Source organism: Streptomyces sp. NPDC030222, assembly GCF_055573115.1.
Genome location: NZ_JBVICA010000004.1, coordinates 89288 through 115004, shown reverse-complemented (window position 1 = coordinate 115004; position 25717 = coordinate 89288). Strand labels below are relative to the sequence as shown.

24 protein-coding genes are annotated in these 25717 nt (G+C 70.5%); 10 read left to right on the top strand and 14 right to left on the bottom strand.

The window, feature by feature from the left end; translation table 11 throughout:
- The first annotated feature begins 26 nt into the window (after positions 1-26).
- Positions 27-1322 (top strand): Tm-1-like ATP-binding domain-containing protein, encoded by a 1296-nt coding sequence (locus ACZ4Z5_RS07435; protein WP_468258027.1) that lies wholly within the window; start codon positions 27-29, stop codon positions 1320-1322.
- A 327-nt stretch (positions 1323-1649) separates the two neighbouring features.
- Here ACZ4Z5_RS07435 and ACZ4Z5_RS07430 read toward each other — a convergent pair whose 3' ends face one another.
- Positions 1650-2777, bottom strand: a complete 1128-nt coding sequence (locus ACZ4Z5_RS07430) for an NADH:flavin oxidoreductase (RefSeq protein ID WP_468258025.1) — start codon at positions 2775-2777, stop codon at positions 1650-1652.
- 371 nt (positions 2778-3148) lie between these two features.
- A complete protein-coding gene (locus ACZ4Z5_RS07425) occupies positions 3149-3832 on the bottom strand; it encodes a TetR/AcrR family transcriptional regulator C-terminal domain-containing protein (protein ID WP_468258022.1) in 684 nt (227 codons plus the stop codon).
- Positions 3833-4229: 397 nt separating this feature from the next.
- Here ACZ4Z5_RS07425 and ACZ4Z5_RS07420 point away from each other — a divergent pair, with 397 nt between their 5' ends.
- Together ACZ4Z5_RS07420 and ACZ4Z5_RS07415 are read left to right on the top strand one after the other, a co-directional pair.
- On the top strand, positions 4230-4697 hold the full coding sequence (locus ACZ4Z5_RS07420; protein WP_468258019.1) for a 2OG-Fe(II) oxygenase family protein: 468 nt from the start codon (positions 4230-4232) through the stop codon (positions 4695-4697).
- A gap of 23 nt (positions 4698-4720) precedes the next feature.
- The gene (locus tag ACZ4Z5_RS07415) at positions 4721-5776 is read left to right on the top strand and encodes a threonine/serine dehydratase (protein ID WP_468258016.1); all 1056 of its coding nucleotides are present in this window, start codon (positions 4721-4723) and stop codon (positions 5774-5776) included.
- 154 nt (positions 5777-5930) lie between these two features.
- Here the strand turns inward: ACZ4Z5_RS07415 and ACZ4Z5_RS07410 are convergent, their stop codons facing one another.
- The 6 genes from ACZ4Z5_RS07410 to ACZ4Z5_RS07385 form a co-directional block, all read right to left on the bottom strand.
- Entirely contained in the window at positions 5931-6944 is a 1014-nt protein-coding gene (locus ACZ4Z5_RS07410; RefSeq protein ID WP_468258013.1) for an agmatine deiminase family protein, read from the bottom strand.
- Positions 6941-7825 carry an aminoacyl--tRNA ligase-related protein gene (locus tag ACZ4Z5_RS07405; protein ID WP_468258010.1) on the bottom strand — a complete coding sequence of 295 codons (885 nt, stop codon included), beginning with the start codon at positions 7823-7825 and terminating at the stop codon, positions 6941-6943. The genes ACZ4Z5_RS07410 and ACZ4Z5_RS07405 overlap by 4 nt, the downstream gene beginning before the upstream one ends.
- Positions 7812-8123 (bottom strand): acyl carrier protein, encoded by a 312-nt coding sequence (locus ACZ4Z5_RS07400; RefSeq protein ID WP_468258007.1) that lies wholly within the window; start codon positions 8121-8123, stop codon positions 7812-7814. Before ACZ4Z5_RS07400 ends, ACZ4Z5_RS07405 begins: the two co-directional genes overlap by 14 nt.
- Positions 8110-8985, bottom strand: coding sequence for a diiron oxygenase (locus ACZ4Z5_RS07395; RefSeq protein WP_468258004.1), 876 nt, complete (start codon positions 8983-8985; stop codon positions 8110-8112). Before ACZ4Z5_RS07395 ends, ACZ4Z5_RS07400 begins: the two co-directional genes overlap by 14 nt.
- 101 nt (positions 8986-9086) lie before the next feature.
- Positions 9087-10466 carry a condensation domain-containing protein gene (locus tag ACZ4Z5_RS07390; RefSeq protein WP_468258001.1) on the bottom strand — a complete coding sequence of 460 codons (1380 nt, stop codon included), beginning with the start codon at positions 10464-10466 and terminating at the stop codon, positions 9087-9089.
- Entirely contained in the window at positions 10463-11545 is a 1083-nt protein-coding gene (locus tag ACZ4Z5_RS07385; protein WP_468257999.1) for a threonine aldolase family protein, read from the bottom strand. The genes ACZ4Z5_RS07390 and ACZ4Z5_RS07385 overlap by 4 nt, the downstream gene beginning before the upstream one ends.
- Before the next feature lie 423 nt (positions 11546-11968).
- On the opposite strand from ACZ4Z5_RS07385, the gene ACZ4Z5_RS07380 reads away from it, so the two are divergent.
- The 6 genes from ACZ4Z5_RS07380 (at position 11969) to ACZ4Z5_RS07355 (ending at position 20037) form a co-directional block, all read left to right on the top strand.
- Positions 11969-13213 (top strand): MFS transporter, encoded by a 1245-nt coding sequence (locus ACZ4Z5_RS07380; RefSeq protein WP_468257996.1) that lies wholly within the window; start codon positions 11969-11971, stop codon positions 13211-13213.
- A 694-nt stretch (positions 13214-13907) separates the two neighbouring features.
- Entirely contained in the window at positions 13908-15449 is a 1542-nt protein-coding gene (locus ACZ4Z5_RS07375; protein WP_468257993.1) for an FAD-binding oxidoreductase, read from the top strand.
- Positions 15450-15693: 244 nt separating this feature from the next.
- Positions 15694-17628: a hypothetical protein gene (locus ACZ4Z5_RS07370; RefSeq protein WP_468257990.1), complete on the top strand. Its 1935-nt coding sequence runs from the start codon at positions 15694-15696 to the stop codon at positions 17626-17628.
- A 210-nt stretch (positions 17629-17838) separates the two neighbouring features.
- Positions 17839-18165: a PadR family transcriptional regulator gene (locus tag ACZ4Z5_RS07365; RefSeq protein ID WP_468257988.1), complete on the top strand. Its 327-nt coding sequence runs from the start codon at positions 17839-17841 to the stop codon at positions 18163-18165.
- Positions 18162-18965: a hypothetical protein gene (locus tag ACZ4Z5_RS07360; RefSeq protein ID WP_468257985.1), complete on the top strand. Its 804-nt coding sequence runs from the start codon at positions 18162-18164 to the stop codon at positions 18963-18965. The genes ACZ4Z5_RS07365 and ACZ4Z5_RS07360 overlap by 4 nt, the downstream gene beginning before the upstream one ends.
- Positions 18966-19164: 199 nt before the next feature.
- On the top strand, positions 19165-20037 hold the full coding sequence (locus tag ACZ4Z5_RS07355) for a DUF4184 family protein (RefSeq protein WP_468257982.1): 873 nt from the start codon (positions 19165-19167) through the stop codon (positions 20035-20037).
- Between the two features lie 64 nt (positions 20038-20101).
- Here the strand turns inward: ACZ4Z5_RS07355 and ACZ4Z5_RS07350 are convergent, their stop codons facing one another.
- The 6 genes from ACZ4Z5_RS07350 to ACZ4Z5_RS07325 all read right to left on the bottom strand — a co-directional run bounded on the left by ACZ4Z5_RS07350 (position 20102) and on the right by ACZ4Z5_RS07325 (position 25195).
- Positions 20102-21022, bottom strand: coding sequence for a phosphatase PAP2 family protein (locus ACZ4Z5_RS07350; protein WP_468257979.1), 921 nt, complete (start codon positions 21020-21022; stop codon positions 20102-20104).
- A gap of 92 nt (positions 21023-21114) precedes the next feature.
- A complete protein-coding gene (locus tag ACZ4Z5_RS07345; protein ID WP_468257976.1) occupies positions 21115-22074 on the bottom strand; it encodes a hypothetical protein in 960 nt (319 codons plus the stop codon).
- Entirely contained in the window at positions 22071-22412 is a 342-nt protein-coding gene (locus ACZ4Z5_RS07340; protein WP_468257973.1) for a PadR family transcriptional regulator, read from the bottom strand. The genes ACZ4Z5_RS07345 and ACZ4Z5_RS07340 overlap by 4 nt, the downstream gene beginning before the upstream one ends.
- A gap of 116 nt (positions 22413-22528) precedes the next feature.
- A complete protein-coding gene (locus ACZ4Z5_RS07335) occupies positions 22529-23179 on the bottom strand; it encodes a response regulator transcription factor (protein ID WP_468257969.1) in 651 nt (216 codons plus the stop codon).
- On the bottom strand, positions 23143-24417 hold the full coding sequence (locus tag ACZ4Z5_RS07330) for a sensor histidine kinase (RefSeq protein ID WP_468257966.1): 1275 nt from the start codon (positions 24415-24417) through the stop codon (positions 23143-23145). The genes ACZ4Z5_RS07335 and ACZ4Z5_RS07330 overlap by 37 nt, the downstream gene beginning before the upstream one ends.
- Entirely contained in the window at positions 24407-25195 is a 789-nt protein-coding gene (locus tag ACZ4Z5_RS07325; RefSeq protein WP_468257963.1) for a CPBP family intramembrane glutamic endopeptidase, read from the bottom strand. Before ACZ4Z5_RS07325 ends, ACZ4Z5_RS07330 begins: the two co-directional genes overlap by 11 nt.
- On the opposite strand from ACZ4Z5_RS07325, the gene ACZ4Z5_RS07320 reads away from it, so the two are divergent.
- Positions 25194-25622, top strand: a complete 429-nt coding sequence (locus ACZ4Z5_RS07320) for a hypothetical protein (RefSeq protein WP_468257961.1) — start codon at positions 25194-25196, stop codon at positions 25620-25622. The genes ACZ4Z5_RS07325 and ACZ4Z5_RS07320 overlap by 2 nt on opposite strands.
- Positions 25623-25717 lie beyond the last annotated feature (95 nt).

The following is a 25717-nucleotide window of genomic DNA, read 5'->3' as shown; positions in this document are numbered from 1 at the left end:
CGGAACCGCCGCGAAGATTACGGGGCATGGCAATTGTCGTACTGATCGGAACGCTCGACACCAAGGGGACCGAGTACGGGTGGGTCCGCGAGCGGCTGGTGTGCGCCGGCGTTGACGTCACGGTCGTCGACACCGGTGTCGTCGGCCCACCTCGCACCCCGCCCGACATTTCTCGCGCCCGAGTGGCCGCCGCGGCAGGCGCGGACACGGACGAGCTGCGCCGCAGGGGCGACCGAGGCGCAGCCGTCACCACGATGGCACGCGGCGCGGCCCGGGTCGTCCGCACCCTCTACGAGGAAGGGAGGCTGCACGGCGTCATGGCGATGGGCGGCAGCGGCGGCACCTCCATCGCCACGCGCGCCATGCGGGTGTTGCCGCTCGGAGTGCCCAAGCTGATGGTGTCCTCGATGGCTTCCGGGGACGTCGGACCGTACGTGGGCTCCAGCGACATCACGATGATGCACAGCGTGGTGGACATCGCCGGACTCAACCGCATCTCGACGCGGGTGCTGGCCAACGCGGCCGACGCCGTGGCCGCCATGGCGAAGGGCTTCGCCGCGGCCCCCCGAGCCCTGCCTCCCTCGGAGCTCGGCACGGGCGGGAGGCCCGTCATCGCCGCCACCATGGCCGGCGTGACCACCCCGGGCGTCGACGCCGCACGGGAACGGCTCACCGAACTGGGATACGAAGTCGTCGTCTTCCATGTCTCCGGCGCCGGCGGACGCTCCTTCGAGGCCCTCGCCGGGCAGGGCCATTTCGCCGGCGTACTGGACATGACGCTCAGCGAGCTCGCCGACGACCTCGTCGGGGGCATCCTGACCGCCGGTCCCGACCGGCTCCGCGCCGCAGGCCGCGCCGGGGTTCCCCAGGTCGTGAGCCTGGGCGCCCTCGACATGGTCAAGTTCGGCCCCCGCGCCTCCCTGCCGGAGCGGTTCGCACACCGCGATGTCCACGTGCACAACCCCTCCATCACGGTGATCCGTACGAACCGCGACGAGTGCGCCGAACTGGGCCGCCGTGTCACCGCCAAACTCCGCGCCGCCGCGGGCCCGACAGCCCTCTACGTCCCGCTGCGCGGTCTCTCCACCCTAGGGGCGCCGGACGGCCCTTACCACGACCCGTCGACCGACGCCGCGCTCTTCGCGACGCTCAGGGACGGCCTGCGGTCGACCTCCGTCGACGTCGTCGAAATGGACAACCACATCAACGACCCGGAGTTCGCCCGAGCGGCCGCCGCGCGGCTGCACCGGATGATCACCGAGTCCTCGGCCCGCGCAGACGCGCGGTCCGGACTCACGGGACCAGGGCGTCTGGCGGGCTGACCGTGGGTCCGGGGCCGAGCCCGCGGCCGAATCCGACCTCGCCAACCCCGGCCGCAGGGGCCGCGATGTCGGTCAGGTCTCCCCACGCGCCGCCGTGGCCCGAGGCGAGTTCCCCTGGGGGCGCGGACAGCGCCTCACCGGGCGTGCGCCCCGGCGCGGCGGGTCGGCGCCGGCACCCTTGTCCGGTCGTAGGCCGAGGGTGCGCACCCGAGACATGCGATTGTGTCGCGTTCGCGCAACCGAGCGAAGAATTCCGGCCTTTCCTCGGGTTGTGTACTGGCCTGCCGCGCTGAGGCTGCCGCCACGGCCCGTCATCCCGGGGTGCGCCTAGCTGAGCGTCCTCAGCGCCGCTGCGTCGTAGGGCTTCAGTTCCTGGAACCGGTCTCCCAGGACCTTCGCCGCCCACTGCGGGTCCTGGAGCAGGGCGCGCCCGATGGCGACCAGGTCGAACTCGTCGCGCTCCATGCGGTCAAGGAGGTTGTCGATGCCCTGGACCGGCGCGCCTTCACCCATGAAGCCGCGGATGAAGTCGCCGTCGAGGCCGACCGAGCCGACGGTGATGGTGGGCTTGCCGGCGAGCTTCTTGGTCCAGCCCGCCAGATTCAGGTCCGAGCCCTCGAACTCCGGGAGCCAGTAGCGTCGTGTCGAGGCGTGGAAGGCGTCGACGCCGGCCGCGACGAGCGGGGTCAGGATCGCCTCCAGCTCTTCCGGGGTGTCGGCGAGCCTCGCGTCGTACGCCTCCTGCTTCCACTGCGAGTAGCGGAAGATCACCGGGAAGCCGGGCGAGACGGACGCACGGACCGCGGCCACGATCTCGGCCGCGAACTTCGTGCGGGCCACGGCGTCGCCGCCGTAGGCGTCGGTACGGCGGTTCGTCCCCTCCCACAGGAACTGGTCGAGGAGGTAGCCGTGGGCGCCGTGCAGTTCGACGCCGTCGAAGCCGATGCGCTCGGCGTCCGCGGCGGCCGCGGCGAAGGCGCCGATGACGTCGTCCAGGTCGCGGCGGCTCATCGCCTTGCCCGCGTTCTCGGTGCCGTCGACGCGGATGCCGGAGGGGCCGACGGCGGGGGCATCGGCGTAGGGCGGCTCGCCCTGCTTGCGCACCATGCCGATGTGCCACAGCTGCGGAACGATCGTGCCGCCCGCCGCGTGAACGTCCTCGGCGACCTTTGCCCACCCCGCCAGCTGTTCCTCGCCGTGGAACCGCGGCACGCGGTCACTCTGCCCGGCCGACTCGTGGCCGACGTAGGTCCCCTCGGTGACGATCAGGCCCACACCCGCGGCGGCGCGACGGGCGTAGTACGACCGCACGTCCTCACCGGGGACGCCGCCCGGGGAGAACATGCGCGTCATCGGTGCCATCACGATGCGGTTCGGGACGGTCAGGCCGTTCAGCGTGACCGGTCGGGACAGGATCTCGGCCGCGCGGGAGGCGGAGGACGCAGCGATGGTCATGGGGCGCTCCTTGTGAGTATCAGCAGGTATATGTAATGCGCATCGAATGCGTGGCGCGGCGGCGTCCGGGATCCCGGGGTAGCTCGTCGGGCAGGCGGAATGCAGTGACCGCCCCCCGTTGGCTGCACGGTGCGCCGGTGCCGTGTGGCCCAATGTTTCAAATCCTGGACGTTTGATGACGTCAAGCACTCCTGTGGACGGTAGACCTCGATAGTTAAAGTAGTCAAGTAAATGATTGCGGATGAGAAACATCTCCGGCGTCCCGGCCATGGGTGCCCCGGCCGCACGGGTACTCGCCGGGCACTGGACGCCGACCCGGCCTGGCGGCCTGCCGCATGTGTCAGGGGATCGCGTTCTGGCGGGCCGGTCTCTCAAGTGGCGATCTCTGTCGCACGGTGTCCGGTGTCCGCGACGGTCCGGGCCGGGTCGGCGGCGTGGATCAGCTGGCGGAGGGCGCCGTAGTAGACCTCGTGGTCGATGACGGCGGGGAGGATCGAGGCGAGGTGTCCGGTGAGCGCTGGGAATTCCTCGGGATCGAGAGCGGCCAGTGCCTGGCGGGTGGCGGTCTGGGCGGCTTTGGGGTCGCGGTGGTCGACGAAGCTCGCGCTGCCGAGCGTGAGGAGGTAGAGCCGTCGGTAGGCGACGATCGCCTCCTCCGGTGTCATGCCGGCTGTGAGGGAGTCGGCGAGCTGGGGTTCCGTCAGGCGTTTCAGCAGCTGCGGGCCGAGCCAGGGGCGGCTTCCGCGCAGGGTGAGCAGGCCCGGGTGGGCGGTCAGCATTTCGTACAGCGCGGTGAACCGGCGCTCGGTCGCGTCGGCCCAGCCGGTGCCCGGGGGGATTTCCGGGAGCCGGGCGGCGAGATGGTCGGTGACCAGGTCGAGCAGTCCGGCCAGGTCGGTGCAGCGGCGTTGGAGTGAGGCGACGGAGATGTCGAGCGATGCGGCCAGGGTGCGGAAGCTGAGCGCGGTGGGTCCGTCCCGGTCCACGATCAGCAGGGCTTGTCCGGCAATGCGTTCGGGTGTGGCGCGGTCCAGGGAAGTGGATTGCCTCGGCATGTGAGTCAGCGTACGGTACACCGTACCGCCACGGTAGGCTTCCCTCTCCGCACGGAGGCGACATGCCCCGCACTACGGCACTCGACCCGCTGTTCACCGCCGCGCCCACGACGTCCTGCACCGACCGGCACCCGGCCAACCTCGCAGCCGGCACCCTCGCGGCCGTCCGTGTCCCCGGCTTCCTGGACCCCGAGTCGTGCGCCGCCGCGATGACGGCACTCGACCGGCTGCCCACCGCCGACTACGACCCGGCACGAGTGCCCGCCCGGATCGTCCGGTTCGGCCCGGCCCTGGGCGACTCCCGCGACGGCGCCGGCGCTCTCGATGCCGACCGGTACTGGCGCGCCGCCGGGACCGCTCGCGCGGTGTGGCATGGGCTGGGATGCGGCCGGACCCGATGGCCGTCTCGATGGCCCGGCTCGGCTCCGCCGGGGATGCCGCCATCACGTCGGCCACCACCGGCGGCCGGACCGTCTTCGGGGGCACCGTGCGCGAGATCAACGCCGGCGCCCTGGTCCACTACGACGACATCGACCGCGGGTTGCCCGCCGGACCGTTCGACCAGGAGGTACTCGCCCGGCTCGCCTTCAACGTCCGGGTCGCCGTCCCCGGCGCCGGCGGCGCGACGACTGTGTGGCGTCACCGCTGGGAGCCCGCCGACGAACGGCACCGCCAGGGGTACGGCCACCGGCCCGCGACCGTCGAGCACTGCCAAGAGGTGAGCCTGACCCCGCAGCTCGGCGACGGACTGCTGTTCAACCCGGCCCACTTCCACGCGGTCGGGCCGAATCCGGCCGGGCGCCGCATCGAGTTCGCCTTCTTCCTCGGCCTGACCACCACCGGCCGGCTCATCGCCTGGTCGTGACCCACTCATCGCAGGAGCAACAGGTGCACACCCTCACGTACGGCGACATCAAAGCCGCCACCGACCGGATCGCCGGACGCATCCGCCCCGTCACCCTCACGCGGGTGGATCCAGGCGCGATCCGGACCGCCCACCGCGACCCCCTGGACGACCGGCCCGAGCAGCCGTGCGAGGTGTGGCTGGCCCTGGAGTTCATGCAGCACACCGGCTCGTTCAAGGCCCGTGGCGCGCAGAACTTCATCCAGGCCCACCGCGACGCGGGCACCCTGCCCGAGGCCGGAGTGACCATCGCCTCCGGCGGCAACGCCGGCCTGGCATGCGCCTGGGCCGCCCAGCAGCAGGGCGTTCGGGCCACGGTCTTCCTCCCCGAGACCGCTCCGGCGGTAAAGGTGGCCAAGCTCCGCGGCTGCGGCGCCGAGGTCCGGCTGACCGGCTCCGAGTACGCCGAGGCGCTGGCCGCGTGCGAGGAGTTCGTCGCGGCCACCGGCGCGCTCGCCTCGCATGCCTACGACCATCCGCTCATCGCCGCGGGCGCCGGCACCCTGCTGGAGGAGATCCACCAGCAGATCCCCGGGCTGGACACCGTGGTGGTCGCCGTCGGTGGCGGCGGCCTGTTCGCCGGAGTGGCCACGGCCGCCCGGCACCACGGCATCCGCACCGTCGCCGTGGAGCCGGAGAACTGCCGTGCGCTGAACGCTGCCATCGAGGCCGGCCGCCCGGTCGACGTCGCCGTGGACTCGATCGCTGCCGACTCCCTCGGTGCCCGCCGAACCTCCGCCATGGCCCTGCATGCCGCCCAGCAGGACGGCGTCCACTCCGTGCTGGTGCCGGACGGCGAGATCGCCCGGGCCAGGCAGGCGCTGTGGGACCATCGCAAGGTCGCCGTGGAGCACGGCGCCGCCACCGCGCTGGCCGGACTCACTGCTGCGGACCGGCACGGCCCCGACCGTGCTCTGCCGAACCACCCCGCCGGCCCGAGCCGCAGCTACCGGCCGGGCAATGGCGAGAAGGTCTGCGTGGTCCTCTGCGGTGCGAACACCGACCCGGCCGACCTGGTACAAGGGCCCGTCGTACCGTGACCGCATGTGGGTTCGAGGGATCGTCGACCCGGGAGTGGTGGGCAGCCGACCCTCCGAGCGCCCCCGGCAGCGCGGAACGCGCGCCGTGCCCGGGTGTCCTGGAGGACGCCCGGGCACGGCGCCGTGGGTGGGACGGCTCACCCGCCGTTTGGGCTCACCCGCCGTCGGGCTCGCGGCGCGCGGGGAGCTGCTGGGTGATGCAGTGGACGCCTGCGTCGCCGAGGGCGAGCGCCCGGGCCTCGACGCCGACGACGCGGTGGGCGGGGAAGGCCTCCTGGGCGGCGGCGAGGGCTTCCTCGTCGGCGTTCGTGCCGGCCAGCGGCATGATCACCCCGCCGTTGGCGATGTAGAAGTTCATGTAGTTCACGACGGCTTCCCGGCCGTGGACCCGGATCTTCTGCTGCGGGGGGAGTTCGAGGATCTCCAACGCGCGGCCCCTGGCGTCCGTGGACGCCTCGAGGACGGCGCGGTTGGCCTTCAAGCGGGCGTGGTCGGGGCGGCCGGGGTCCCCGCACGCCTCGACCACGACCCGCCCCGGTGCCGCGAACTGGCACACGTGGTCGACGTGTCCGTCGGTGTCACCGGCGAGGTGCCCGTACGGAAGCCAGATCACCTTGGCGGCGCCGAGCAGGGCCGCGAGCTCGCGTTCGATGTCGCCTCGGCCGAGCCGCGGGTTGCGGTTGGCGTTGAGCACGCACTGTTCGGTGGCGATGAGCGTGCCCTCGCCGTCGACGCTGACGGCGCCGCCTTCCAGGACGGTCATCGTGGCGCGGCGCTCGAGGCCCAGGGTGAGCAGGAGGCGCTCGGCGATCCTGTCGTCCTGGGCGTACGGGTGGAAGCGTTCGCCGAAGGAGTTGAACCGGAAGTCGACGCCGACCCTGCCGTCCGGGCCGTGCACGACGATCGGCCCGGAGGCACGGAGCCAGGAGTCGTCCATCGGCAGCTCGATGGTGGTGATGTCGGCTTCGCACAGGGCGCGGACCCGGTCCGCGTGGCCGGGCAGCACCAGCACCGTCACCGGTTCGAAGGCGGCGATGGCGCGCACGACCGCCGCGTACTCCCGCTCCACATCGGCGAAGCTGTCGCCCCACAGTGCCTCGTACGTCGGCCAGGCCAGCATGCAGGACTCGTGCGGTTCCCACTCGGCGGGCATCAGCAGACCGGTCACCGGGTCGCCTTCCCGGCGGGGAAGGCGCGGACGGCTTCCTCGGCTGCGTGCCAGTCGCCGCCGAACCGGCCGTCGAGGACGTGCAGCCACCGCTCGATTCCGAAGGCAACACAGGACGTGTGGGCCGTGTCGCCGGCGTGCGTGATGCCGGCGCGTTCGCCGAAGAAGTTGCGGTGGTAGTTGACCGAGGCGATCGCGAGGCCTTCCTCGCTGACGAACTCCTCCTTGGTGGGGAACAGCCGTTGCATGACGGCCCGGGAGCCGTCCGCGTCGAAGAACGGGTCCGTGGCGACCTCGGTGGTCAGCGCCAGCCCCAGATGCGCCGCGAATGTGTGGATGAGTTCCTTGTGGGTCTCCAGGTGGCTCTTCACCGTTCCGGCGTCGCCGACGGCGACGATCTCCCGCATGGTGAAGCCGTGCAGGCGGCGCAGCCCGTGGTACTCGTTCTCGCGGCGGAAGCACTGCGCGACGGTGGTGAGCCGGACCGGCCGGTCGAGCCGCGCCCCGGAGAGCGACAGGTACGCGTTGTAGCAGGCGGCCGACGGGAGGGCGAGACCGGCAGGTCCCAGCAGCTCACCGGAGAGCACGGCGTCGGGCGCCGCCGGATGTGCAGGCAGTTCGGCCGTGGCGGACGTGTCGAGGGGTGCCGCCGCGAGGGCCAGATGCGGGAAGTTGGTGAAATAGTCGAACCGGGCGAGGTCGACGACACGGATGAGCGGCGGGTAGCGGACCTCCGCCGCTCCGGCCGCGGCGGCCCAGCCGGTGAACACGGCGTCGAGCGCGGCCTTGAGGCGGACCGCCTCGGGGCCCAGGGTGACGAGGCCGTCGGTGACGACGACGGGCGGGAGGATCCGCGCTCCGGACGGTTCAGACGTGCTCACGGCCGGACCTTTCCGTGATCAGCGCGTTGATGCGGTTGAGCGTGCGGAAGTTCTCCACGTCCGTCTGTCCGAGGTCGATGGGTTCGCCGACGATTTCCTCCATCAGCAGCAGGAATTCGGCGAAGGCCAGGGAGTCGAGGATGCGGGCCTCGATGAGGTCGCTGTCCCAGTCGATGGTGTCCACGGCGGAGTTGAGCTTCCGCAGGAATTCCAGGACCGTTTCCATGGACTCGTTCTCCTCGTCCTTCCGGGGTGCTCGGCTCATTGCGGGCGACTCGTCGTGCTCAGGCGCTGACATGGTCGGCTCCCCATGCGGTGCGGAAGATGTCGCTCGCGACGAAGAACCGGTCGACACGGGCCATCACCTTGGTGTGGAAAGCCTCGCGGACGGGGTGGGACAGGGCCTTCCGGCGGACTTCGAGAGGCTTCTCCACCCCGGAGTCGCGGAAGATCTGGGGGTTGTACAGACTGCGGACCGAGTACGTCATGTAGTCCTTGATGTACTTCTCGATCTCTTCCCGGCGGCCGGGCTCGGCGGCGCACGCACGGTCGTGGAGGCGCTTGACGAGCTGCTTGCCGAAGGCGACATGGCGGCTCTCGTCGTGGTGGTGGGCCGCGTGGATCTCCCGGAGGATGTCCGGGATCATGGGGTCCTTGCCCATACGGCTGTTGTAGTAGTCGAAGATCTCTTCGAAGATGAGGATGCGCGAGAAGACGACGACGTCGTCCCAGAGGTCTCCGTAGCCCTCGCGCCGCAGCGGCGACCCGGGCTCCGGGTAGATGCCCCCGGCGTACCGGTAGCAGAACTCGGCGAAGAACCACATGTGCGCGTTCTCTTCGCCGATGAAGTGGTGCAGGTATTCGTTGTACTCGGCGAAATCGGGCGTGTGGATGCGTTTGGATACCTCGATCATCAGCTCCCGGATGCCGTGCACATGGAGACTGAAGAAGTTGACGGTCTCGTGGCGCGCGAGGGCCTTGAGCGTCTTCTCGTCCTCGATCAGTCCCGTGCCGGCGACGGTGAGGTAGTCCGGGTTCATCCACCAGGCGTCCTCGGACACCGTGTCGGGCCAGGTGAACTTGGTGTATGGGTTGTAGTGGTCGTGGCGCGACTTCTCGGAAAGCCGGGCGAGCATGACGCCGAAGCCGGATTCGTCCATGGTTCTCAGGTCTTTCGGTTGGTGCTTCTTCTGGTGCTTTTTCTTGCGGGTGTGCGTGCTGTGCGGGCGGCCGTGGGTCTCCCCGAGGCTCCGGGGCGGGGTCAGGTGAGGGTGTCGGCGAAGCGGACGAGGGAGCCTTCGAGTCCGCGGAGGAAGTGCTCCATGCCGGCTTCGGTGAAGTGCCGGGTGTCGCAGGTCAGCGAGAGTTCGAGGCGGGTGCCGTCGTCGTCGACGACCAGATAGAAGGCCTCTTCCTCGGTGACCGGAGGCCGGCTGAACTCGGTCTCGGCGAGCAGGTCCGCGAGAGCGGAATCCTCCCTGTCCGTGGGTGCGGCAGGGGTCCCCGGCAGACTGCGTTTGTCGTTGATGCAGTAGTGGAAGCGCAGCGGGTCGTCGGGGCCGTTCCCGAGGCGGGCCAGGAGCTGGTTCATGCTGTCGGCGTCGCACCCGGAGTTCTGGTAGGCGGTGATCGCGGACCGCCAGGAGCGTTTGACGGCGTCCAGCAGGTCCGCGTCCGCGACGTCGACCGAGAAGTACGTCTCCTGCATCAGGGTGGCGACCATCCGGCGGGCCTCACCGGTGAAGCGCTGTGAACTCGTCAGGTGGAAGTCCACATGGCCGCTTCCGGTCATGTCCCGGAGCATGAGCGCGGTTCCTCCGTGGAGGGCGGCCGAGGTGCTCACGCCGGCATGTGCGGCGATCCGGGCGACTGCCTCGTGGGCGGCCCGCGAGCGCAGCCTGGCCTGCCGGAAGACCGTCCCGGCGGGAATGCCGGAGACGGGTACGGGCAGTGCGAGGGGCTGCCGGTCGCGGTAGAGGGACTCGACGTGCCGCAGCGTCCGCTCGCGCCTGCGGATGCCGTCCGGCGACGCCTGGCGGGCGGCGAGGTCCGCGGGCGTGAGAGCGTCGTCGGGCAGCGGTGGCAGGTACTCCCCCTGCCTGAAGTACTCGGTCACCTCCGTGGTGAGGTGTTCCAGGCCGTACCAGTCGATGGCCATGTGCGAGAAGGCGTAGACCATCCCGAGGACCCCGTCCTCGGTGACCAGCAGGGCTGCGTGCAGTGGCAGCTCGTCCGCGAGGGAGAAGCGCCTGGTGTCGAAGGAGGCCCGGAGGGCGGCGGCGGTGGCATCGGCCTCGCTCGCCGTCGTCCTGACGACCCCGACGGGCAGTCGCCCCTCGCGCTGGACGGACTGCACGACGCGGCCGTGCCGGTCGCGCGGGAACAGCGTACGCAGGGACTCGTGGCGGCTCAGGAAGAACGACAGGGCCCTCAGGCACTGCGTCTCGGTGAGCCGGATGCCGTCGGGGACCCTGAGCTCGCCGACCACGTTGTAGACGTACTCGTGGGGCAGGGCCTTCTCGACGAGTGCCCGGATCTCCTGCTGGCTCCAGGTGAGTCCGGCCTCGATGCCGCGTGTTCCCCGGAAGGGGGCGTACGCCACCTCGGGGTGGCCGAGCTGTGCCGGGTCGTGGGAGTTCACTGCGTCACCCCTTTCCGGGCGTGCGGGCTCGCGGCGAGTGCTTCGGAGACGGCGGTCGAAAACGCCGTGACGTCGTCGTCGGTGGTGTCGAAGGAACACATCCAGCGGACCTCGCCGGTGAGCGGGTCCCTGACATAGAAGGGGAATCGTTTCTGCAAGCGTTCGGTCGCATCGGCGGGCAGGGTCGCGAAGACCGCGTTGGCCTCCACCGGGCGGACGATCCGGACCCCCGGCAGATCGCCCACGGCCTCGGCGAGGCGTCTCGCCATGGCGTTGGCGTGCCGCGCGTTGTCCAGCCAGAGCCCGGACTCCATGAGCGCGATGAACTGCGCCGATACGAAACGCATCTTGGAGGCGAGCTGGGTCGCCGCCTTGCGCAGGAAGGCCGGCCCGCGTACGGCGTCGGGATCGAGGACGACCAGGGCCTCGCCGAGCAGCAGGCCGTTCTTGGTGCCTCCGAACGTCAGGACGTCGACGCCCGCGTCGGTCGTGAAGGCGCGCAGCGGCAGGTCCAGGGCCGCCGCGGCGTTGGCGAGGCGGGCACCGTCGAGGAACACGCGCATGCCGTGTTCATGGGCGCAGGCGCAGATGTCGGCGATTTCCTGCGGTGTGTAGAGCGTGCCGAGCTCGGTGGACTGGGTGATCGCGACCACGCCGGGCTGTGCCCGGTGTTCGTCGCCCCAGCCCCAGGCCTGGCGTGCGATCGACTCGGGAGTGAGCTTGCCGTCCGGAGCGTCGACCGTGAGCAGCTTGAGGCCGGCGACCCTTTCGGGGGCTCCGCACTCGTCGGTGTGGATGTGAGAGCTTTCCGCGCAGATGACGGCGCCCCAGGGTTCGCTCATCGCTTGCAGACCGACGACGTTGGCGCCGGTGCCGTTGAGGACGGGCCAGACGGTCGCACGCTCACCGAAGTGCGAGCGGAACACCTGCTGGAGGTGGGCGGTGTAGACGTCCTCTCCGTAGGCCGGCTGGTGCCCTTGGTTGGCGACGGCGAGGGCGGCGAGGATCTCGGGGTGGACTCCGGCGTGGTTGTCACTGGCGAAGCCTCGTGACCCGGGGTCGTGCAGTCGCTGGATCAATCCTTCGTCCGTTCACGTTGTGCGGCGGGGCCGGTCATTCGGGCCCGCGAGGGGGAAGGCGGAGAAGAGGCCAATGGGTGTACGGGGCGCGGGAATCGGCACGCGTCCGCGGCCGGACCTCTTCGTTGTGCACGGGTTCCTCGTCGGCGTACGAGTCCCATGGCCACGCACACGCAAGCAGCTCACCGAAGCAGTCGGCCGGACCACGATGACGGTCCGTCGACGCATGGTCCTCATGACCATGCGTCAGGAATCACGCCGGTATCAACTCCCCCGTCGACCTTGGCAGATGTGAAGATGCTACGGGATGATCTAGTGATGAGCGCAAGCCTTCCGGCAGACTTCCTGATCAAGAAAGAACGTCCTGCCTTCGAAGTGTGACGTCACGGGCAGGCACGTGTCGCATCGAACAGGAAGACCACCATGCTGAGTTCTCCGGCAAGCTCCCTGCGGCGCGCCCACAGAGGAGTGGCCGCCACCTTCGCGCTCGTCGGGATCGTGAACGGCATTCTGGCGGCCCGGCTGCCGGGACTGGCGGCGAAGCTCGGCCTGGACACCGGTGACGTGGGGCTGGTGATCCTCTCCTGGGGCGTGGCCGCCTCGCTCACCATGCAGTGCATGCGCTGGCTGGTCGCGGTGCTCGGGAACCGCCTGCTGCTGCGCGTCGGCACTCCGCTGGTCACCGTCACGGTGGGTCTGATCGCCCTCAGCACCTCCTTCCCGATGCTGCTCGCCGCGGCCGCGGCCTTCGGCGCCGCCTCCGGTGTCGCGGAAGCGATGATGAACGCCCAGGGCAGCCTGGTCGAACGCCGTGCCGGGCGACCGCTGATGAACGGCTTCCACGCCGGGTGGAGCGCCGGCGCCGTCGCCGGCGGACTCCTCGCGGTCCTGCTCGCTGTGCTGGAAGTCCCCTACACCGCCTCCGTGTTGGCCACCGCAGCAGCAGCCTTCCCGCTCGCCGTCGGAGTGGGCTGGACCTACCTGGACGAGCCGGCCGACGACGAGGAGGAGACCACGCAGCGCCGGGACCTGCCCCGGATCGTGTATCTGGTCGGCGCCGTGGCCTTCCTGGCGCTCCTCCTCGAAGGACTGGTGGCCGACTGGAGCGGCCTCCTGCTCACCAGGGAGCTGCACGCCTCCGAGGCCCTCGCGGCGGTCGCCTACCCCGTGTACGAGCTCGCCACGTTCTGCGGAAGGCTCTTCGGTGACCGGCTGCGGCTGCGTTTCGGCAGCCGGTCGCTGCTCACCGCCGCGGGCACGGCGACCGCGCTGGGCATCCTGCTCGTGGTCACCGCACCCTCCGCGCCGTGGGCCATCGCCGGGTTCGGCCTGACAGGACTGACCGTCTGCACCGTCGTGCCCGTGTGCATGTCCCTGGCGGGCACCCTTGCGCCGGGCCGCTCGGACGCGGCGGTGGCGCAGGTGTCGGCACTGGGCTACACGGGACTGCTCGTCGGCCCCGTGGTCATCGGCTTCCTCGCCGAGGCCACGACGCTCCGCACCGGGATCGCGGCGGCGATCGGTGTGGCCCTGCTCATCGCCGTCGGGTCACGAGGTCTGCCCGCCCGGTCGGGTGAGTCGGGCGGGGACGGCGAGGCGGCCGGGGAGGGCAAGGCGGCCGGGGAGGGCAAGGCGGCCCCGGAGGCCGGCTATGCCAAGTCCCGGTGATCTGCCGGCCTTTGTCGTGATCGTGAGCCCCGAGTGTCGACGGCGCTCGTGAGCCTTACGTCCGGGCCGCCAGATCGCCGGCCCGGACGTCGACCTTCACGGAGCACGGCTTCGCCACTGCGAGCCGGCCACTCGCGGACGCTGACTGTTCGATGAGGTCGGCTACCGCTAGCGGTTGTGACACGTGGACGGTATGGCTGCCCGCCGTCCCGAGGTGGTCAAGCGGGCTCGCCCGGACATTCTGCGCTGGGCAGGCGGGGGACTCATCTTGTCGTCGGTGGCGACCATGTACCAGCCCGGTTCGGTCCGCCAAGCCGACTCGGTGACATGCCCGCCGAGGGCGGCGCCCCTTGGGTTCGCCCGGCGCAACATCTCCTGCGTTCCGCCGTAAAGGGTGACAGGCGAGGAAAACGGCGGTCGTCGAGGTCGCGGCTAGACGTCGACCGCGCCGACAGAATGAATGTCGAGCCCCGCCGGATACCCACGGTTGGACTGATTCACGGCCGTCCGCACGTGGAAGTCGTCAACATTTGGCCATCGCCCCGATAAGCGTGTTGGGCGACATCGTCACGGGTCACCCCTGTTAATCTGCGGGCGCCCCAGAAATCGTCCACGAAAGACTGAACGCGCCAGCTCGCGGACCAAATGTTTTTTAGCCGGATTCTGGCGTACCGCGGTCGGGAGGATACGGACCATGCACGATTTTTCTCGTCGCGGCCTGCTCAGGGCCACGGCGGCTGCCGGCACCGGCGCGGTCCTCGTTCCCGGCGTCGCGGCGGCAGCCGCCCCGGGTGCGAGCGCCGCGAGCCCAGTGAGCGCAACATGCGCCGCGAGCAAAGGGCCCGGTGGCGGGAAGTGCCCGACGGCGGAGCTGACCGGCCGCATCGTCCGCCCCGACGACCCGGCGTACGCGGATGCGAGCCTGGGCTGGGACGAGCTCTTCTCCCACTATCCGTTGGTCATCGTCTTCGCCCAGAACACCCAGGACGTGGTCAACGCCCTTACGTGGGCGCGGCAGAACGACGTCGCGCTGCGGGTGCGGAGCGGCCGCCACAGCCTCGAGGGCTGGTCGAACGTGGACAACGGCATCGTGATCGACATCAGCGAACTGAAGTCGGTCGACATCGACGCCGACTCACGTATCGCGACGGTCGGCGCCGGGCTCAACCAGTTGGAAGCGGTGACCGCGCTCGCCCAGCAGGACCTCGCGGTGACGACCGGAACGGAGGGCAGCGTAGGCCTGTCCGGCGCGACGCTCGGCGGCGGCTTCGGCTTCCTCACCCGCTGGCTCGGCATGGCATGTGACAGCCTCGTGGGGGCCGAGATCGTCGTCGCATCCGGTGAGGACTGCGCCAAGGTGATCAAGGCGGATCCGAAGAACAACTCGGACCTGCTCTGGGCGCTCCGCGGGGCGGGAAACGGCAACTTCGGGATCGTCACGTCACTCACGTACAAAGTGGCTCCGCTGAAGAGCGTCACTTATCTGCAGGCGACGTGGGACGGCCTCGGGGATCTGCACGAGGTCTTCGAGGCATGGCAGAGCACGGCTCCGGTCACCGACGACCGCCTGGGAACCCAGCTCGAGGTCCACAAGCCGGAGATCCTGCTGTTCGCGGTCCTCGCGGAGGGGACGCCGGAGGAGGTGGAGGAGCTGCTGGCCCCGATCCTGTCCGTCGGCAACCCCCAGGTCACGGTACAGGTGGGCAACTGGGGTGAGGTATACGCGGGATTCCAGATCCCGACCGAGGACGAGCCCGCGAACTGGAAATTCTTCTCACAGTTCACCAGAAAGCCGTTCCCGGAGGAGGCGATCAGTGTGATTGCCTCGTTCATTCAGAACGCCCCCACGGATGACAGCAACTTCTTCACCCAGGCCTTCGGCGGGGCGGTCAGGAAGAGCCCCCGCGGCGGCACTGCTTTCCCGCACCGCGACGCGCTCTTCTACTCCGAGCCCGGCGCCGGATGGGGGACTCGTGGAACTGGGGAACCAGGTATCTGCGACCCCCTCACCCCGGAGGCCCAGGCCTGGATCGCCGAGTTCAGCCAGGCGCTGCGGCCCTACGTGAACGGCGCTTACGTCAACGTGCCGAACATCGGCCAGCAGGACTGGGAGACCGCCTATTGGGCGGACAACTTCGACCGGCTGCGCGAGATCAAGGCGAAGTACGACCCCCACAACGTCTTCCAGTACGAGCAGAGCATTCCGCCCGCGTCACGCGACCACAAGCACCCCTGACGCAGGCCCGTCAGGCAGCCCCGGTCCCGACGGCCGGGGCCGATGGCGTGTCCGTCCATCACCGCGACGTCAGGACCGTCCCTCCCGTGCCTCGACGGCTTTTCCGCCAGTCCTCGGGCTCTGACTCCAATGCCCTTTCCAAGAAGGGGTGTTGGGGATAGTTGAGCATGCAGGGACAACGGGTATGAGACCGGGACCAGAGCACAGAACCCTTGATGAACCGGTCCTGTGGAGGTGTCCCGCTGTGGCGATCCGACCCGTCTCCCTCGGCATACCCCTGTCCGACGTCCTTCTCATCGGCGGCACGGTCGCGCCGGGGCCCAACGGCAAACCCGCCATCTGGAACGTGTCCAGCGGCAAACCCGCCCATCTCAACGCCATCGACCCCGCCACCGGAGCACCGTTGGTCTCGGCGCCCCTGCCGGGCGGCGATGGCGCCTGGGCGGTCACCGCCACGCCCGACGGAGCCGTCTACGCGGGTACGTACGGCAACGGCCATCTCTACCGCTGGCGTCCGGGCGGCGGCAACACCACCGAGATCCTCGGCAGGCCGGTCGAGGGGCAGACGTTCATCTGGCGGCTCGCCACGGACGCCGCCGGCAAGGTCTGGGGCGGCACCTTCCCCGGCGGCCGTGTCTTCCGGTACGACCCGGTCACCGGTGCCGTCCGCGACTACGGCCAGGTCCTGGCCGGTCAGACCTACGTGAAGTCGCTGGCCTGCGCCGACGGCAAGGTGTACTCCGGCGCGTACGCCCAGGCGCGCATCGCCGAACTCGACCCCGCCACCGGTGCCGTCACCGAACTGCCCAAGCCGCCCGGCGTGACCACGGTCGAAGGAAAGGCCGTCTACGACATCGACGCCCACGACGGCAGACTCTACGTGCGGATCGGCGGCGTCGACCCCGCGGCCCTGCACATCTACGACCTCGCGGCCCGCAGATGGACCGGTGAGATACCCCTCGCGCACGGCTTCAACGTCGCGCCGCCCGACTCCGGTGGAGGCGTCCACCTCATCCAGGACGGCGAACTGCGCCGCTTCGACCCCGCCACGGGAACGTTCACCGGCACCGGACTCACCTTCAGCGGCCGGGTGCAGAGCGCACGCTCGATGGGCTGGGGGGAACTCGGACTGAGAGGCTACCGGGGACGCAGCATCGTCGGGACGCTGTGGCGCGGTGACATGTTCCGCTACAACCCCTCCAGCCGCTCGTACGCCATCGTGCCGAGCAAGGTCCGCAAGGAGCCGACGGAGATCCTGGCGCTCGCCCCCGGGAAGCCGGGCACGATCCACACGGGCGGATTCCTCAGCGGCGGTCTCGGCTCCGTCGACAGCTCCACCGGCGCCTCCGTCTTCCGCAGCTTCACCCAGATCGAATCCATTCTGCGCACCGCCGACGGCACCGTCTGGCTGGGTGCCTACCCGGAGGCCCGTCTCTACCGCTACAACCCCGACCGGGCCTGGAACAGCTGGGAGTACTCGCCGAGCCGTACGGACAGCCCGCAGAACCCCGAGCGCGTGCTCATCCTCAAAGACCAGTTCCAGTCCCGGGCGAGATGCCTCACCGAGTCCGAGGGCAGGATCTTCGTCGGCACCCTCCCCGAGGGCGACCGCCTCGGCGGCGGACTCGCCGTGTACGACAGGGCCACCGGAACGTCGCGGTTCGTCCGGCACGTGGTGCGTGACGAATCGGTCTTCTGTCTGACATCCCGTCAGGGGATCGTGTACGGCGGCACGTCCGTCATCGGCGGGCTCACCACCACCCCGCACAGCCGGACCGAAGGGACCGTCTTCGCCTGGCACGCCCGCGAGGGCAGGAAACTCTGGGAGCTGGTGCCCGTTCCCGGCGAGGGAACCGTGCACGGCATCCTCGCCGGGCCCAGCCGGAAGATCTGGGGCATCGCCGGTCGCACCGTCTTCGCCCTCGACGCCGTGAGCCGCGCCGTCGTACGCCGGCACACCGTCGGCAAGGGCCGCAGCGGAGGCGACCTCGCCATGGCGGGCGGCATGCTGTACGCGAGCTTCGACGGCAGGTACATCTACCGGCTCGACCCCGCACGTCCCAGCCTGGCGCCCCGCCTCGTCCTCGACCACAAGCACCGCCGGCTGACCGCCGACGCGGCGGGCATCCTCTACTTCTCCTCGGGGGCCGAGCTGTTCCGTCTCGACCCGAACGGCTAGTTGGCCGGGGCGCCCCGTCCCTGCCCCTTCCGTCACCGTACGAATTGAAAGCGGCCGCCGGGAGTCCCCGCGGCCACGGGCGGGCAGCGTCTCGTGCGGCGGGTACCTCCGCCGGACGCCTCGGCCGGCGGCCCAGGCTTCGATGACGTGGCTGACCGCGTTGAGATGGTCCGGCGGAGTGACTATCTTCGTGGGGTGAGTGAGCGCGCGATGCAAGAGCCCACCTTGATGGTGCTGACAGCCCTCGCGGACGCACCTCGGCACGGATACGCCATCGCGCAGGAGGTCAAGGCGATGACCGGCGGCCGTGTCGTGCTGCGTACAGGCGCCCTCTACGGGGCCCTGGATCGTCTGCTGGCCGACGGCCTGATCGGCGTCGAGCGCGAGGAGGTCGTCGATGGCCGGGCCCGGCGGATCTTCACCTTGTCCTCGGCGGGGCGGGAGCGGCTGGCGGCGGAGGCCGAGCGCCTGGCGGTGGCAGTAAGGGAGGCTACTCGCCGCCTGTCCGTCACGCGGCCGTCGGCGGACGCCACATGATCGAGCACGTGCTGCGGCTGTATCCCGCTGCCTACCGACGGGCTCATGGCGGGGAGATCGCCGCGACCTATCGCGAAATGACCGCGGGCGAGCCGCTGAGTTCGCGGCTGCAAGAAGGTGCAGGTCTGGCGGCGCACGCGATGCGGATGCGGATGGGACTGGGGTCGGCTGCACCTGTCGCGCAGGTTCTTGCGCTGGCGTATCCCTTCGCCCTGGCCGCCTCGGCCGCTGCGTGCGGCCTGCACCTTCTGCGCTGGTACGCAGGTCTGGTCTCCTCACCCGCCCCGTTGAGGGTGCAGCTTGGAGTCGACCTGTCGGGGGCGTGGGGTGTGCTGCTCGTCTCATCGCTGATCGTGTTGGCAGGAGCGGCGTCGGCGCTGGCCGGCCGGTGGCGTGTGGGGGTGCCCTGCACGGTGGCCGGGCTGCTCTCCTTCGCGGTTGCAGCGGTGGTCAGCGGGCCGGCGTTCGGTGACCCGGTCGTCACCCCGGCCGCGGTGGCCCTGGCTGCGGCCGTGGTGCTCGCATGCCCGCCGGACCGGCGCGTGGAGAGCACTGCGGCGGGGTGGGCGGGCATGGCTGGTGCCGTGATCGCGCTCGTGGTCGTGCCACGGGCTGTCATCGGCGCGCACGCGGTGCCGTGGGTCAGCACCGACTACGGGTGCTGGCCCCTGCTCGTCCTCGCCGCGACCGGTGTCGTGCTGACCCGGCGCAGTGGATCACGAGGCGGCCGCGAGCTGGGGGCGATGGTCTTGGCATCCCCGCCCCTGCTCGCCCAGGCCTACACCACAGCGTGGGGGTGAGGCGGCCGTTGTCACGTGTCTGGCGGCCGTCTGCCGGCCACCGCGGTGACTGCCCTTCTGGCCCGCCGCCGTCTGGGGCGAACCGGACGCACCTTCCTCTGAATGGCACACCGCGGCCGAGCATCAAAACGGGCGCAGTGGCCCCGTAGTCCGTTTGACGTAGTATTCCGTTCGACGGACTATCGGGAAGAGGATGCTGATGCCATTCACCCTGTCCCACCCCGCGGCCGTACTGCCGTTGATGCGGCAGCCCTTCAGCCGGGCCGCGCTGGTTGCCGGAGCCTTCGCACCGGACATGCCCTACTTCGTTGTCGCTACAGGCCTGCCCGTCAGCGCGCAGTCCTGGTACGAACCCTTCGTCAACGCCACGACCTCGCACACCGCTCTCGGTGCCGTCACCGTCACCCTGCCGTACGCCCTCACGCTGTGGGGCCTGTCCCGAGCCGGCCATCGCCCGCTGGCGTCCCTGCTGCCGCTGTCGCTCTCCCCGTCACCGCCCCGGACGGTCGGCACGCTGATATGCCGAGCCGGGTGGATCGTCCTGTCCGCTCTGATCGGCATCGCCACGCACCTGGTCTGGGATGCCTTCACCCACCACGACGGGTTCGTGGTCACCCATGCGCCCTGGCTCGCCTCCGAACTGGCGGGCAGCCTCACCTGGGCGCGGGCGCTGCAGCATGTGAGCACGCTCGGCGGCCTGGCCGCCATCGCGGTGTATGTGTGGCGCAGGCGAGCCCGCCTCCTTGCTCATCAAGTCCGTACCGGCCCCAGTGGCGCAACGCGGCGCCTTGTCCTCCTCGCAGTGGCTCTGGCCACGGTCGTCGGAGCCGTCGCCCACGCCTGGTGGTGGCTCGCCGGCCCGGAGGCGACGACGACCGGACTGCCGCTGAGCGTCGTGGTTGAAGGGGTGCTGTCCGACGCGGCGAAAGGCGCGGGCTCCGGCCTGATCGGCACCGTGGTCCTCTACGCAGCTGTGTGGTGGATCTGGCGCGCCGTCACGGCAACCCGCCACCGCGGGAGCGGAGCCGACTCCGTGTACCACGACGCCCCGCGGGCGAACACGACCGTCTGACTCGCCACGAGCGAGGCCCGGTGCCGTGAGTGCGCCGGTCCCTGACCCGGAATCGGCTTGGTGGTCAGCCCGGTGTGGGGCGTGTGCGGCGTGCAGTGCGTGTGGGGTGCTCGGCCGCGGTGTACCAGAGCAGGGCTGCGCACACGAAGGCCGTGGCTGAGTCGATCAATGAAAGCGCGAGGGAGTCGCTCCGTACGCCGGCGGCGAGTGCGACGGCCGCGGACGGTGCCAGGATGACGGACGGCAGCGTACGGGGGCCGCGCGTGACGTCCGGTCCGGCGGCGGTGGGCAGCAGCCAGACCACGAGGCTGTAGCAGACGCAGGCCAGCAGTGTCGACCCCAGCACGTCACTGGGCCGATGGTGACCGAGAGCCTGGACGGCGGCGGCGATGCAAGCGAGCCACAGCACGCCGACCGCGGTGACGTAGGGGCGAATGCGGGGGGACGCGACAAGGATGACGCCGAGGGTCAGCGCGGCGGGGATGGCCGCGTGCCCGCTGGGAAAGCTCCCCTCGATGAGCGATTCTGGTGCGTCTACCAGGTGCGGGCGGGGCAGGACCGCCTTGAGCACCTCCTTGCCCCCGATCGTGGCCACAACGACCCCGACCGCCGCACACCCCCGCCACCAGCACCTGCGCACCAGGGTCACGACCGCTATGACGCCCAAGCCCACGATCAGGGTGCTGATGTGGCTCGATTCCATAGGTGGCAGGGGCGTCGAGCCGTAAGCCGCTCCCGACCAGGGATAGATCCATGCCTTCCTCCGGTCGCCTGCCCCGAGATCGAACAGGGCGTTCTCCGCCCTTTGCCCGACCGGCGTGCAGACAGCGAGCAGGTAGACCGCCAGGAACCCCAGGAAATACAGCAGAGCTGGGGTCCACGGCCGTGTCGTCCGCGAGGGGCTGGTGCCGGCCGGTGCTTCCGAGGCCTTGCCGGGGCCGTCCGGCCGGTGCGTGGGCAGGGTCGAGGAATCGTGCTGAGGCATCGCTTGCCTTCTTCCGTGGGGGAGTTCGTTCACGCGCTTCTTGCTGCACGCGGCGGGCCGACGGGCTCGGTCGGCGCACCAGGGATCTGCTCCTATTCGAGGAGCGCCCGGCTCCGTCGGCGCTGGGCGGTGATCGCCAGGACCGGGAGGGGTGCGATCAGGAGGAGGAGGACGACCAGGTCCGGCAGGGACTGCATGAACCCGTTCGGCTGGTTGACGATCGCCTGCGTGCGGATGAACGCGAACGCCGCGACGGGGATCAGCCACCGGTAATCCCCGGTAGCGGCCGTTGTCACCCACGCGGCGATCAGTGCGGCGACTTCGAGGGCGAACAGGCCGCGTTGGAAGGCCGGACTGATGGAGATGATGTGCAGGTTCCCCGCCACGAACATGGCGAGCACGACGGGGACCAGCCAGCGGTACGAGCGGCGCCGCAGCCGGCCAGGACGGCAGGCCGCCAGCACGGCGCATGCAGCGCACAGGGCCCCGGACAGCACCAGGTCACGGGCCGTTATCGGGGCGCCCAGCCCGTAGTAGCCCAGGCCCGCCTTGCCCTCGTCGCCGAAGAGCGTATTGCTGTTGAACGTGGCGCCGGCGCAGACCATCGCTGCTGCGGCCGGCAGGGCAATCCACGGCTTGCCGCGCAGCAGGGCGATCAGGCAGACCAGCGGAAGCAGCCCGTAGGGCAGGAGCCGTGTCCGCGTGCCGGGACCTTGCGCCCACGGGTACCAGCCGGAGAAGCGGAAGGCGATGGCATGCCGGCCGGGATCGATGTGCAGTGCCCAGTGCCACACATCCTGCAGATACGGCACCAGCGCCAGCGCGGCGAGGACGAGAGCGGTCAGATGAATGCCGTCCAGCCACCACGGCAGGGCCGTGACGTCGACGACGGCGCGGGCGCGGGCCTGCACCCCGGCGCGCGCCAAGGCGACAACCTCCCGCGGCGGGGGCCAGGAGCGGCCGGGATACGCCTCGGCCAGGCAGGCCAGCAACTCCTCACCATGCCGGGAACGGTAGGGCTCGGGATAGGCCGCAAGCAGCAAACGGTTCATGCCGGGGCCACCCCGGCATCCCGCAAGCGTCCGATGACGACGGCCGCCGCCTGCTGCATCCGCAGCGCCTCCCGGCCGAGCGTCGCGGTGCCGTCCTCGGTGAGCCGGTAGTAGCGCCGCGCCCGCCCGTCCACGATCTCCTCATGGTCGGCGGCCACCAGCCCGGCCCGCTCCAACCGCTCCAGCGCGCCATAGAGAGTGCCGACGGCGATCCGGAGCCGCCCGTCGGTGGCCTGCTCGGCGGCCTTGATGATTCCGTAGCCGTGCAACGGCCCGTCCATGAGCGCAGCGAGGATGAAGTATTGCGCTTCCGTCAAGGACGGGTTCCGTCGTGTCATCAATCGAGTATATATCGAGTTACGAAATATATCTGCCAACCCCCTGGTCACAGTGCCTCCACCCCGCGGCAATCGTCGCCCTCTCCCGACCGGCAAGCGCCGACACACCGTCGGGCTCAGCTCTTGAGATAGGCCAGAACGGCCAGCACCCTGCGGTTGTCGTCGGCCGACGCGTTGATCCGGAGCTTGGTGAAGATGCCGGCGGTGTGCTTGGCGACGGCGCTCTCGCTGATGTGCAGACCGCTCGCGATGGCGGCGTTCGACCTGCCCTCCGCCATCAGCTCCAGGACGTCGCGCTCACGTGGCGTCAGGCTGTCGATCGTCCCTCGGGCGTCGCCGCGCGTCAGCAGACGGGAGATGACCTGGGGGTCCATCACCGTGCCGCCGGCCGCGACGCGGCGGACCGCGTCGATGAACTGCTCGGTGTGGGTGACCCGGTCCTTGAGCAGGTAGCCGACGGCTCCCTCTCCGCCGGCCAGCAACTCGTTGGCGTAGAGCTGCTCGACGTACTGGGAGAGGACGAGGACGGGCAGGCCGGGCCGCCGGCGACGGGCCTCCAGGGCCGCCTGCAGGCCCTCGTCGGTGAAGGTCGGAGGCAGCCGTACGTCCACCACCGCGACATCCGGCGCTGCATCCTCCTCGTCGAGCAGCGCGCGCAGCAGGGACGGGCCGTTGTCCACCGCCACGACCTCGCAGCCGTGTTCCTGCAGCGTGCGGGTCAGCCCGTCCCTCAGCAGGAAGAGGTCTTCGGCGAGGACAACGCGCACGGAATCTCCATCGTCACGGTGGTCGGTCCGCCCCGCGGGCTGTGCAGGGCCAGGGTGCCATCGAAGGTATCCAATCGCTGCCGCACGCCGGCCAGTCCGGTGCCCCGGGACGGGTCGGCGCCGCCGTGCCCGTCGTCGGCGACGGCGATGCGCAGCACGCCGCCCTCGTGTGTCAGGGCTATGCGGACCTCGCGGGCTCCGGAGTGCTTCGCCGCGTTCGTCAGCGCCTCGCTCACCGCGAAGTAGGCCGCGGACTCGACGGGTGCCGGGAATCGGCCCGGCAGCCGTGCCTCGACGTGGACGTCGAGGAAGCTGTCGAGCGCCAGGGAGCGGACCGCGTCACCGAGGCCCCGGTCGGCGAGGACCGGCGGGTGGATGCCGTGGACCAGGTCACGCAGGTCCTGCAGGGCCCGTTCGGCTGCGCATCGGGCATCCAGCAGGAGTTCGCCTGCCGCTGACGGGTCCGCCTCCAGCAGACGGGACGCCCGGTCCAGCGTCATCCCCAGGACGACCAGCCGGGCCTGCGCGCCGTCGTGGAGGTCCCGTTCGACGCGCCGCAGCTCGGCGGCCAGGATGTCCAGGGCCCGGCTCCGGGACTCGGTGAGCCGCTCGATCCGCCGGGTGAGGCGGGTGCTCCGCGGAGCGGCGAGCAGAGTCCGGCCCAGCCGGGCGTGCAACCGGAGAACGGCGGGAGCGGCGAGCAGGCCGGCGGCCGTGAACACGAGTCCCAGCACCAGCGCGGCGAGCATGGTCGCGGTGGTGTGCACCGGGACGAACGCATACCAGTTGCCGTCGCCGACGGACCGCCAGACGAACGGCTGCACGAGGGCGCCGAACACACCGTACTCGACGAGGGCGAGGGGGACGGCGACCAGGAGCCCGCCCGTCACCGGCTCCAGCCACGCCCACGTCAGGTCGCGCCAGAACCCCTCGTCGGCCAGGATCGCGCGCGCCTCCTTACGGGCGGCTGCGTCAGGATTCGCGGGCAGCGGCTCGGGCGGGCTGATCCGGACACCCGTCCACGTCGCGGCGCGCGAGCGGGAGCGGTCGGAGAGCGCGCGCAACACCCGCGCGGCCGGCGGCAGCAGCCGGAACCCCACGCCCACCGGCAGCAGCAGCACGGCCAGCACCACCAGCGAGCCGGCCGCCGACGCCGCGAGAGCGTGCAGACTCGCCAACTGGCACCGGCCGACCGCGAGACAGGCGCGCGAGAGGGCCGTGCACGGCTTATCGAACATCTTCCATGATCGACGGGAGCTTAGCCGGGGACGATGCCGTCGCCCACCCCCGGCCCACGCTCAGCCATGTCCACAGGACTGCTGCCATCAGACACGACACACCGAACAGCACCATGGGGAGGACCGCGCCGGACTCCTCGTCCATGAACAGCAGCATGCCGAGGTTGATCAGCGCATGGAAGCTCCCCGCCCGCAACAGCCGCGAACCCCGCACACCTTCGAGGGCGAAGCCCATCACGACCGACATGGACACCGCCGCCACCAGGAACGCCACGGCATACACGGGGTGTTGCGCGAACACCTGGACGTGCCAGACGCCCCACGCCGCGCCGACCGTCATCGAGGCCGTGAGGGGACCGAAACGGGAGCGCAGCAGCGGCTGCAAGAGGCAGCGCCAGCCGATCTCCTCGCCGCACGCGCCGATCAGCTGCGCCGAGGCGATCAGCGCGAACGGGGCATCCGGACGCGTGAACCACGTATGCCCGGTGAGCACCCCGTAAGCGCCGGCAGTCACCGCGATGATGAGCAGCGCCGTCACGAGCAGGAGCGCCCCTGAGCCTCCCCGGCCCGGCAGGCCGTCGGTGAGGAGCGCCCGTACGCGCCGTGGCCACACGATCGCGGTGACGCCCACCGCGAGGGCCGGCCCGAACTGCGTCAGTTGGATGACCTCGACGGGTATCCGCGTCACGGGCTGGACCGCGCCCAGTACGCCGGCCGTCAGAAAGGTGACGACGAGGAACGAGGCCGTCACCTTGATGTCCGCAGGTGTCATTTGCATGACATCGACGATGCCGGTCCGCGAGACCGTTGCCATGGGACCTGAATGCCGGATCGGGGTGTACCTGGATGCACCCCCGGCAGGCCCGGGCCGGCCATCGGAGCCCGAGGTTCATGCATCCGTCGGGGACGAGACGGTCGTCGTCCACGTTCTCGGCGGCGTACCAGGGGCGGTCGGCGGGGAGAAGAGCGCGCGCATCCTGCGGGAGTGGGCCGATCAGTTCGGGGCAGTGCCCGCCGATCTGGAGGCGGATCTGCAGCGTGTGGTTTTCGACCGTCTGGCCGCGGCCGACCACGTTCACCACCTGAGCGGGCTCGGGACGGAAGCGTTCCACGACTGGGGTGGCGTGCACGGCGACTTCCACGAGTTCGTGGTCATCGACCGCTCGGCGGGTCGGATCACGCTGCTCGTCGCGGCCGACGACTGAGCGGCCCGTCAGCCATCTGCGGGGGGCGTCCGAGGGGTCGGTGACGGGCCCGGAGCCGGCGCACCACGGGCGCTCCGTGGCCTGCACTGGGCGCG